The 11,010-nt window shown below is 61.6% G+C and carries 7 protein-coding genes; all 7 read left to right on the top strand.

Features of this window, described 5'->3' with window-relative positions; translation table 11 throughout:
* Nucleotides 1-206 precede the first annotated feature (206 nt).
* Entirely contained in the window at nt 207-1,559 is a 1,353-nt protein-coding gene (locus BLU01_RS12080) for a TolC family outer membrane protein (protein ID WP_092275335.1), read from the top strand.
* A 42-nt stretch (nt 1,560-1,601) separates the two neighbouring features.
* Nucleotides 1,602-3,758, top strand: coding sequence for a type I secretion system permease/ATPase (locus BLU01_RS12075; protein ID WP_092275332.1), 2,157 nt, complete (start codon nt 1,602-1,604; stop codon nt 3,756-3,758).
* Complete coding sequence (locus BLU01_RS12070) at nt 3,748-5,115, top strand: HlyD family type I secretion periplasmic adaptor subunit (RefSeq protein WP_092275329.1); 1,368 nt, start codon at nt 3,748-3,750, stop codon at nt 5,113-5,115. Before BLU01_RS12075 ends, BLU01_RS12070 begins: the two co-directional genes overlap by 11 nt.
* A 381-nt stretch (nt 5,116-5,496) precedes the next feature.
* Complete coding sequence (locus BLU01_RS12065; protein ID WP_092275326.1) at nt 5,497-6,417, top strand: LysR family transcriptional regulator; 921 nt, start codon at nt 5,497-5,499, stop codon at nt 6,415-6,417.
* Nucleotides 6,418-6,652: 235 nt separating this feature from the next.
* Entirely contained in the window at nt 6,653-8,188 is a 1,536-nt protein-coding gene (locus BLU01_RS12060; protein ID WP_092275323.1) for an MFS transporter, read from the top strand.
* Between the two features lie 26 nt (nt 8,189-8,214).
* Entirely contained in the window at nt 8,215-9,276 is a 1,062-nt protein-coding gene (locus BLU01_RS12055) for an HlyD family secretion protein (protein WP_092275320.1), read from the top strand.
* Nucleotides 9,277-9,401: 125 nt separating this feature from the next.
* Nucleotides 9,402-10,844 carry an efflux transporter outer membrane subunit gene (locus BLU01_RS12050; RefSeq protein ID WP_092275317.1) on the top strand — a complete coding sequence of 481 codons (1,443 nt, stop codon included), beginning with the start codon at nt 9,402-9,404 and terminating at the stop codon, nt 10,842-10,844.
* Nucleotides 10,845-11,010: the final 166 nt, after the last annotated feature.

Here is an 11,010-nt window from a genome sequence, read left to right as displayed (position 1 = left end):
ATGCCAAACTATTGACCTTATGGGTGCCATCCTAAACAATCGCCCCAGTAATGTCACATTGATATTCATGCGGCGACCTGTCCAAAAGCGTGTCATTCACTCCCTCTTTTGTACTTTCCGACATACGGTCATTCCGGTTGCCATCATCCTGCGCAGCGCCGCTGTTTGCTGTGATTCAAGACAAGTAGTTCTGGGATATTTCCAAGATGCGTTCGTTCCTGTTCAAGGCTTTACCCTTCGCCGTTGCCGCCAGTTTTGTACAAGCACAAACCCTGCCGGAAGCCATGCAACAGGCGCTGGATATCCATCCGGAAATCCAGGCTGCCGTTAACGCCAGAATGGCCGCGGATTATCAGTTAAAGGCTGCCAAAGGGGGATACCTGCCACGGGTCGATCTGCTCGGCGGTTATGGTCGCGAAGGCACGGACAACGTCACTACCCGCGCCGACACCGGCAGCAATCACTGGGAAACCCTGAACCGCAGCGAGTCAAGTTTGCGTCTCTCGCAGATGGTTTTTGACGGTTTTGCGACGTCCAGCGAAGTCGGGCGTCAACAAGCCACCGTTAATGCCCGCGCTTATTCATTGTTGGGCACTTCCGAGCGCACCGCGCTGACCGTGGCTCAGGTGTATCTCGATGTATTGACCCGCCGTGAATTCGTGCGTCTGGCCGAGGAAAACCTCAAGAGCCACGAACGGATTTTTGACCAGATTCAATTGCGCACCTCGCGCGGTGTCGGCAGCGGCGCTGACATGGACCAGGCCGAGGCCCGTATGGCTCAGGCGCGCAACAACCTGATCACCGAACAGACCAACCTCGCCGACGCCCAGACCAACTTTCTCAGCGCCGTCGGCGAGATGCCGGATCAGCTTGAGCGACCTGCGCAATTCATGGCGCTGCTGCCGGCCAACCTCAATGAGGCGCGCACGCAGATGCTCGAAAACAGCCCGGTGCTGCGTTCTGCCGAATCCGATATCTCGGCCGCGGAGCGACAGTATGAAGCGGCGAAGTCGACGTTCTACCCGCGCTTCGATGCCGAGTTGGGGCGTTCCGCCGACAATGACATCGACGGCCAGAACGGCCACAGCAGCGAGTGGCAAGCCATGCTGCGCATGCGTTTCAACCTGTTCGCCGGCGGCAGTAACAAGAATGATCTGGAGTCCAAATCGTACCTGGCCAGCCAGGCGCTCGACGTGCGCAATAACGCCTTGCGCGTATTGAATGAAGAGCTGGGCCTGGCGTTCAACGCCTTGAACAACGCCAACGCCCAAGTGCCGATCGCCCAGCAATATGTCGACCGCAGCATGGCCGTACGCACCGCGTACCAGAAGCAATTCAGCCTCGGTCAGCGGACCTTGCTCGACCTGCTCGACAGTGAAAACGAACTGTTCACCGCGTCGCGTCGTCTGGAAGACATCAAGAACATTCAGTTATTTACTCAATACCGAATCAAGGCGACCATGGGCGAGTTGCTCAAAAGCCAGGGTGTGGTCGCGCCGTTGGCATCCGTTGTGCAGAACGACGTGAAGCCAAAGGTCCAACTGCCCGGGATGAATTGAGCAGAACCTTAATTGTTCATTTGTTAGCCAAGAGTGCCCAGCGTGGAATCAGAAGTTAGCCGAGTTCATCTCATTCATGATCCACGCGCGCTGCACGACGATCCGTTACTGGATGGTTTGTTGGCCCTGTGCACTTTGCATCAGAAACCGGCCAGCGCGGCGATGCTGACCACCGGCCTGCCGTTGCCCAAACAACGCCTGAGCGTCGAATTGCTGCCCCGCGCCGCTGCTCGCGCGGGCCTGCAGGGCCGGGTGCTGCAACGCAAACTGGAAGAAATTCCGGCGATCGCCATGCCAGCGTTGTTGCTGCTCAAGGACGGTCGTAGCGCAGTGCTGCTCGGCTGGCAGGGTGAAGACCAGGCCCGCGTGCTGCTCAGCGAAAGCGATGGCGGCGAAAGTGTCGTCAGCCGCGAACTGCTCGCCGACGATTACATCGGCAAAGTGTTCTTCGCCCAGCCACAACATAAATTTGACGTTAACCACGGCACGCTGATTCCGCGCGCCCGCTCGTGGTTCCGCGACACACTCAAGCGCTCGCGCTGGCTCTACGCCGACGCCATCGCGGCGAGTTTCCTGATCAACATCATCGCAATGGCCGCGCCGCTGTTCGTGATGAACGTCTACGACCGCGTTGTGCCGAACCAGGCTGAATCCACGTTGTGGGTATTGGCGATCGGCATCACCGGCGCTTACCTGTTCGACCTGATCCTCAAGAGCCTGCGCAGTCTGTGCCTGGATCTGGCCGGCAAGAAAACCGACCTGATCATCTCCGCGACGCTGTTCGAGCGCATCGTCGGCATGGCCATGAAATATCGTCCGGCGCGGGTTGGCAGCTTCGCCCAGAACATCCACGAGTTTCAGAGCCTGCGTGATTTCCTCGCCTCGCTGACCCTGACCAGCCTGATCGACTTGCCGTTTACCCTGCTGATCTTCCTCGTCATCGCGATCCTCGGCGGGCATCTGGTGTGGATTCCGGTGCTCGCGTTCCCGATTGCTTTGCTGATCGGCTACGCGCTGCAAAAACCGCTGGTAGCGACCATGGAGCGCACCATGGCCCTCGCCGCCGAGCGTCAATCGAGCCTGATCGAAACCCTCGCCGGGCTCGACGCGGTGAAGGTCAACAACGCCGAAAGCGAACGCCAATACCAGTGGGAACAGACCATCGGCACCCTCAGCCGCCTCGAACTGCGGGTGAAAATGCTCTCCGGTCTGGCGATGAACATTACGCTGCTGATCCAGCAACTGGCCGGGGTGATCATGATCGTCTTCGGCGTCTACCAAATTATTGACGGTAACCTGAGCATGGGCGGTTTGATCGCCTGCTACATGCTCAGCGGCCGTGCGTTGAGCCCGCTGGCGTCGCTGTCGGGTTTATTGACGCGTTACCAGCAAGCGCGGGTGACCATGGTGTCGGTGGACCAGATGATGGAGCTGCCACAGGAGCGCAATTTCGACGAGCGCCCGTTGAGCCGCAAAGTTTTGCAAGGCGCCATCGAATGCCGCCAGTTGAACTTCACCTACCCGAATCAGCAAAACGCCGCGCTGAACAACATCAACCTGATCATCAAGCCCGGCGAAAAAATCGGCATCATCGGCCGCAGCGGCTCGGGCAAAAGCTCGCTGGCCAAACTGCTGGTCGGGCTCTATCAGCCGGATGACGGCGCGTTGCTGGTGGACGGGGTTGATATCCGCCAGATCGACGTCAGCGAGTTGCGCCACAACATTGGCTACGTGCCGCAGGACATCCAGTTGCTCGCCGGTACGCTGCGCGACAATTTGGTCTCGGGCGCGCGTTATGTAGAAGACGAGTTGGTGCTGCAAGCCGCCGAACTGGCCGGCGTCCACGAATTCGCCCGTTTGCACCCGCAAGGTTATGAACTGCAAGTCGGCGAGCGTGGGCAGAACCTCTCCGGTGGTCAGCGCCAGAACGTCGCGCTGGCTCGCGCGCTGCTGCTCAATCCGCCGATCCTGCTGCTCGACGAACCGACCAGCGCCATGGACAACACCGGCGAAGAACGCCTCAAGCAACGCCTCGCAGCGGTGATTGAAAACAAAACCGTGGTGCTGGTAACGCACCGGGCTTCGTTGTTGTCGCTGGTCGACCGTTTGCTAGTGATTGACCGTGGCCAGATCCTGGCGGACGGCCCGAAAGCGGCTGTGATGGAAGCGTTGAAGAAGGGGCAGATCAGTGTTGCTTAAGTCGGGTTTCAAGGACTCTGTCCGCCGCTACTTCAAAGGCTCGGCGTCGCTGCAAGGCCAGCCGTTGCCGGAAGTGAACAAGGCGTTGATCGAAGATGCGCCACGCGTGGTGCGCCTGACGATCTGGGCGATCATCGGTTTCTTCGTGTTCCTCATGCTCTGGGCCAACTTCGCGGTTATCGACGAAGTGACCAAGGGCGACGGCAAGGCGATTCCATCGTCGAAGATCCAGAAAATCCAGAACCTTGAGGGCGGGATCATTTCCGAACTGTTCGTCAAGGAAGGCCAGATCGTCGAGGCCGGCGCGCCGCTGATTCGTCTTGATGACACGCGATTCGCTTCCAACGTTGGCGAAACCGAGGCTGATCGCCTGTCGATGCTGTTGCGCGTCGAGCGCTTGAGCGCCGAGGTCGATGACCGTCCGCTGGCCTTTCCGGCCGACGTGCTCAAAGCCGTTCCCGGCCAGGCCGCCAGCGAGGAATCGCTGTACACCAGCCGTCGCCAGCAACTGCACGATGAAATCGGTGGTTTGCAGGAGCAGTTGATTCAGCGTCAGCAAGAGCTGCGCGAGTTCTCCTCGAAGCAATCGCAGTACCGCAATGGCCTGGCGTTGCAACGTCAGGAAATCAACATGTCCGAGCCGCTGGTAGCGCAGGGCGCGGTGTCGCCGGTGGAAGTGTTGCGACTCAAACGTGCCGAAGTCGAAACCCGTGGGCAACTCGACGCGACGACGTTGGCGATTCCGCGCGCCGAATCGGCGATCAAGGAAGTGCAGCGCAAGATCGATGAAACGCGCGGCAAATTCCGCAGCGAAGCGCTGACCCAACTCAACGAGGCGCGCACTGACCTGAACAAGGCCCAAGCCACCGGCAAAGCGCTGGAAGATCGGGTCAGCCGGACGCTGGTGACATCGCCGGTTCGCGGCATCGTCAATAAGCTGTTGGTGAACACCATTGGCGGCGTGATTCAGCCGGGCAGCGACCTGGTGGAAATCGTGCCGCTGGACGACACCTTGCTGGTCGAGGCCAAGGTTCGCCCGCAGGACATTGCGTTCCTGCATCCAGGGCAAGAGGCGACGGTGAAATTCACCGCGTACGACTACACCATTTATGGTGGGCTCAAAGCCAAGCTCGAGCAGATCGGCGCCGACACCATTACCGATGAAGACAAGAAAACCACTTACTACATCATCAAGCTGCGCACCGACCGCAGCCACCTCGGCACCGATGAGAAGCCGCTGCTGATCATCCCCGGGATGGTCGCTTCGGTGGACATCATCACCGGCAAGAAAACCGTGCTCAGCTACCTGCTCAAGCCGATCATCCGCGCACGCGCCGAGGCGTTGCACGAGCGGTAGGTCTTCGCCGGGGCTGATGGCCTCATCGCGAGCAAGCTCGGCTCCCACAGGGGATTTGTGCATGACGCAGATCCAATGTGGGAGCGAGCTTGCTCGCGATGGCGGCCTCGAACTCAACACACCCATTGCTGCCCTGTCGATCATTCCCATGCGCACGCGCCGAGGCGTTGCACGAGCGGTAGATCTTCGCCGGGGCTGATGGCCTCATCGCGAGCAAGCTCGGCTCCCACAGGGGATTTGTGCATGACGCAGATCCAATGTGGGAGTGAGCCTGCTCGCGATGGGGCCAGCCCCGCTTACACCAACCCTGCCAACACCAACACCAGGGATGTTTGCTAGCATTGCGTCTGAATCATTCCTGATCAGCCATGAGTGCTTAGCATGCAACTCCCGGACATGAACTTGTTGGTGGCCCTCGACGCGTTGCTCGACGAGGGCAGCGTGGTCGGCGCTGCGCGGCGGATGAACCTCAGCCCGGCGGCCATGAGCCGCACCTTGACGCGAATCCGCGAAGCCATCGGCGACCCGATCCTGGTGCGCGCCGGTCGCGGACTGGTGCCGACCCCCAAGGCCTTGGCATTGCGCGAACAGGTGCGCGATGTGGTCGAGCAAGCGGCGTTGCTGTTTCGCTCGGCGGACGCGGTGGAATTGGCCACGTTGCGGCGGCGCTTCAGCATTCGCGCCAACGACTTTTTCATCGGCGTCTACGGCGGCAAACTGTTCGATACCCTCGAGCGCCAGGCGCCGCACTGTGAATTGCGATTCGTCCCGGAGGGCGATGGCGACGACGAGGCGCTGCGCGAAGGGCGGATCGACCTGAACATCAGCAATAACCGCCCGTTGATGCCGGAAGTGAAAATCCAGAACCTGTTTTCCACGCACTTTGTGGGATTGGCGCGCGAGGATCATCCGCTGTTTGATCAGGAAATCACCGCCGAGCGTTATGCCGGTTTTGCCCACATCAGCATGTCGCGTCGCGGGATTGCCCGAGGACCGATTGATACGGCGCTGGAAGCGTTGGGCCTGACGCGGCGGGTCGCGGTGATCGCGCCGAGTTTCCACGCGGCGATGTTCGCGCTGCCCGACTCCGACCTGATTCTACCGGTGCCCAAGGAAGCGCTGCTGAGCGTGCGGCGCCTCGGTTTGAAGCTGCGGTCGTTCACCCTGCCGATCCCCTTGCCGACGCTCATGCTGACCCAGGCCTGGCACCCGCGATTCGACAAAGACCCGGCGCACCGCTGGATGCGCGAAACCCTCAAAACCTGCTGCGACGAAACCTGGCTGGCCGCGCAGCCAACCTGAACCAACCCGACACAAACCCCCTGTAGGAGCGAGGCTTGCCCGCGAAGAGGCCGTCACATCCAACTTAAGCGTCGACTGACCCACCGCTATCGCGAGCAGGCTCACTCCTACAGGGTTCTTTATTCAGGTGTTTGATTACTGCGTCTGGCGCACTTATAAGCTGCCCATAAGTCAATTTTCGTAACGCCTCACCCACCCTAAAATGCCCCGGTCTTACCTCCCGGAGCTGCAGTAAATGACTTCCCTCACGGCCCCGGCACCTCTTGCCGCGGCCAGTCCCGCCGCTGTCACACCACCGATCTTCGGCCTGCGCATCATCATTGGCCTGGTTGGCGTGTTGCTGGCGGTATTAGTGTCCGGCCTGAACGAAATGGTGACCAAAGTCGCGCTCGCCGATATTCGCGGCGCGCTGGCCATCGGTTACGACGAAGGCACCTGGCTGGTCGCCAGTTACACCGCGACCTCGGTGGCCGCGATGGCGTTCGCGCCGTGGTGCGCGGTGACGTTCTCGCTGCGCCGCTTCACCCTCTGCGCCATCGGCCTGTTCACGTTGCTCGGCGTGCTCTGCCCGTTCGCGCCGAACTACGAAAGCCTGTTGCTGATGCGCATCGTCCAGGGTTTGGCGGGCGGGGCGTTGCCGCCGATGTTGATGACCGTGGCGCTGCGGTTCCTGCCGGCCAACGTAAAGCTGTACGGCTTGGCCGGCTATGCGCTGACCGCGACGTTCGGCCCCGGCCTCGGTACGCCGCTGGCCGGATTGTGGACCGAATATGCCGGGTGGCAGTGGACCTTCTGGCAAATCATCGCGCCGTGCCTGGTTGCGATGGCGGCGGTGGCTTACGGATTACCGCAGGATCCGCCGCGGCTCGAACGCTTGAGGCAGTTCAACTGGCGCGGCTTTCTCTTGGGTTTTCCAGCGATCTGCATGCTGGTGATCGGCATCCTCCAGGGCAATCGGCTGGACTGGTTCGAGTCGAGCCTGATCAACTTTTTGCTCGGCGGCGGCTTGCTGTTGCTGGTGCTGTTTCTGATCAACGAATGGTCGCAACCGGTGCCGTTTTTCAAGTTGCAGATGCTCGGGATTCGTAACCTCGCGTTTGCCTTGATGACGTTGGCCGGCGTGCTGGTGGTGCTGCTGGCGGTGGTGCTTATTCCGTCGAGTTACTTGGCGCAGGTCCAGGGTTATCGGCCGATCCAGACCGCGCCGATCATGCTCATCGCGGCGCTGCCGCAATTGATCGCGCTGCCGCTGGTGGCGGCGTTGTGCAATTTTCGCTGGGTCGATTGCCGCTGGGTGCTGGGGATTGGCCTGGGCATGCTCGCGCTCTCCTGCATTGGCGGATCGCAACTGACCTCGGCGTGGATCCGCGACGATTTCTACGTGCTGCAACTGCTGCAAATCTTCGGGCAGCCGATGGCGGTGTTGCCGTTGCTGATGCTTGCCACCGGCAGCATCACGCCGATGGAAGGGCCGTTCGCCTCGGCGTGGTTCAACACCGTCAAAGGCCTCTCGGCGGTGATCGCCACCGGCGTTATCGAGGCGCTGACCACCTCGCGCCTGCATTTTCACTCGACGATGCTGGTCGACCGTCTCGGCAACTCGCCGCTGGTCGATGCCGACAGCGCCGGCCTCGCGCATCGCTTGCACGAGCAAGCCGTGGTGCTCACGGCGTCGGACCTTTATCTGTGCATGACCGGCGTCGCGGTGGCGCTGATCCTGCTGATTTTCTGGCTGCCGACGCGGATGTATCCGCCGCGCGCACCGACCTGAACGCTTGACTGAAACTGAAGGTTTTTATGACGACTTATTCGAGAAATAAATTGGCTGTCGGCGTTGCCGCAGCGATCGCGGTCGGGGTGTTGATCTATTTGATCGCGCCGGGGCTGTTCGGCAAACGCACGCAGCAGAGCACCAACGACGCCTTTGTCTCGGCGGACTTCACGTTGGTGGTGCCGCGTGTGGCCGGGTTTATCAAAGAGGTGCTGGTGGAGGACAACCAGCGGGTCAAGGCTGGGCAGTTGCTCGCATTGATCGATGACCGCGACCTGCGCGCCGCCGCCCAGGCGGCCGACGCTGAAACCCTGGTCGCTCGCGCGCAGCTGCAAAACGCCCGGGCGACCCTTGAGCGGCAGACCTCGGTGATCGCTCAGGCGCAAGCGACGGTGGTCTCGGCCAAGGCTGAAATGGCCTTCGCCGAGCATGAATTGAATCGCTACAACCACCTGGCTGGCGTTGGCGCCGGCACCGTGCAGAACGCGCAACAGGCGCGCACGCGCATTGATCAGGCCAGCGCGCGGCTGGCCAACGCCACTGCGGTGTTGGCGGCGGAGCGCAAGCAAGTGGAGATTCTGACCGCGCAACGTGACGCGGCCGAAGGTGGGCTGAAGCGCTCGCAAGCGGCGCTGGAGATTGCCAGTTTTGAGCTGTCTTACACGCGCATCACCGCGCCGCAGGACGGCATGGTCGGCGAGCGCGCGGCGCGGGTCGGCGCGTATGTCACGCCGGGCAGCAAGATTCTCGCCGTGGTGCCGTTGGCTCAGGCGTATGTGGTGGCCAATTTTCAGGAAACCCAGCTGACGGATGTGCAGCCGGGGCAAGCGGTGCAGGTCAGCGTCGACAGCCTCGGCGGTGAGGTTTTGCGCGGCCGCGTCGAGAGCATTGCGCCGGCAACTGGCGTGACGTTTGCCTCGATCAAACCGGACAACGCCACCGGGAATTTCACCAAGGTTGTGCAGCGGATCCCGGTGAAAATTGTGCTGGATGCCGACCAGCCGTTGGCCGAGCGGCTGCGGGTGGGGATGTCGGTGGAGGCGCGGATCGACACCGCGACTGCACGACGTGAGGTGGCCGAACGATGAAAAGTTTCCGTAGATTTTCATCCCTGTGGCGAGGGGGCTTGCCCCCGTTGGGCCGCGGAGCGGACCCAAAATCTGCGAGCGCTACGCACTCGAACGGGGGCAAGCCCCCTCGCCACAAGGAGCGCATGCAGTCAGTGACGATGGTTTTGAGCCTGTTAGCTCTGACCGCCTGCACCGTCGGCCCGGATTTCCTCAAACCCGAACCGCAGAAAATCGCCGAATGGGCACGACCCACCAAAGTCGCCGAAAGCCAGGCCGTCGCGCAAACCATGGACGAACGTTGGTGGGAGGTTTTCCATGACGCCAAACTTTCAGCGCTGAGCCAGCGCGCGCTCACCGATAACCTCGACCTCAAACTCGCCAGCAGTCGCCTGCAACAAAGCCGCGCCGCCCGCCAGGTGATCACTGCCGAACGCTACCCGAACACCGCCGCCACCGGCAGTTATGGGCGCAAACGCAACAGCGCCGAAGGCCTGAACGATCCGTCCGGCAACGAGGGCAAATCGGCTTTCAACCTGTGGGACGCAGGCTTTTCGGCATCGTGGGAACTGGATTTCTGGGGTCGCGTGCGCCGCGAAACCGAGGCGGCCGACGCGACCCTCGAAGTCGCCGAAAATGATCGTCGCGGCGTGCTGTTGTCGGTGTTGGCCGAAACCGCTCAGGACTACATTCAACTGCGCGGCGTGCAGAGCACCCGCGCGGTCACTGAGGAGAACCTCGACGTCGCGCGCCACAGTTTGAAGCTCTCGCAATTGCGCCTGGCCGACGGCGTTGCCACTGACCTCGACGTTGCCGAAGCTGCGGCGCAAGTGGCGGCCATCGAGTCGCGCCTGCCGGCGCTGGAGCAGCGTCAGTCGCAACTGATCAACGCCCTGAGCCTGCTGATGGGCGCGCCGCCGCAAGCGTTGCTCGCCGAGTTATCCACCGACGGACCGGTGCCGCAGACGCCGCGCCAGGTCGCCATCGGCCTGCCGTCGCAACTGGCCGAACGCCGCCCGGACATCCGCCAGGCCGAAGCGCGTCTGCATGCCGCGACCGCCAGCATCGGCGTGGCCAAAGGCGATTTCTATCCGCGAATCACCCTGTCCGGCAACCTCGGTTCGCAAGCCATGCAACTCAGCGATTTCGGTTCCTGGGGCTCGCGTGCGTTCGGCATCGGCCCGCAATTCAGCCTGCCGCTGTTCGACGGCGGTCGCCTGCGCGGCATGCTCAACCTGCGCGAAGCACAACAACAGGAAGCGGCGTTGGCTTATCAACAAACCGTGCTGCGCGCCTGGCATGAAATCGACGACCAACTGAGCGCCTACAACGCCAGCCAACTGCGCCGCGACAGCCTCGCCGAAGCCGTGCGCCAAAACCAGATCGCCCTGCGCACCGCGCAACAGCAATACGTCGAAGGCGTGGTCGATTTCGTCAACGTCCTAACTGTCCAGGGCGAATTGCTCGCGACGCAGCAGCAATGGGTCGAGAGCTCGACCGGGGTGTCGTTGGCGATGGTGGGGTTGTACAAAGCGTTGGGTGGGGGCTGGGAATCGGTTTATCCGGTGTTGGAGACTGCGCAGCGCTGACGGTAATGCCTGCTTCTGCGCGCATGGATTGCTCCCTTGAACGCTGCCCGCTCCCCTAGTAGGAGCGAGGCTTGCCCGCGAAGAGGCCGTCATTGACGCCTCGAATTCATCAATCTACTGGTCACTTGAAGCAACTCGCTCAGCCGCATCGGGGCGAGGTAACAAC

The organism is Pseudomonas prosekii (genome assembly GCF_900105155.1).
Classification (GTDB): domain Bacteria; phylum Pseudomonadota; class Gammaproteobacteria; order Pseudomonadales; family Pseudomonadaceae; genus Aquipseudomonas; species Aquipseudomonas prosekii.
This window is presented reverse-complemented; position numbering and strand designations above follow the sequence as displayed.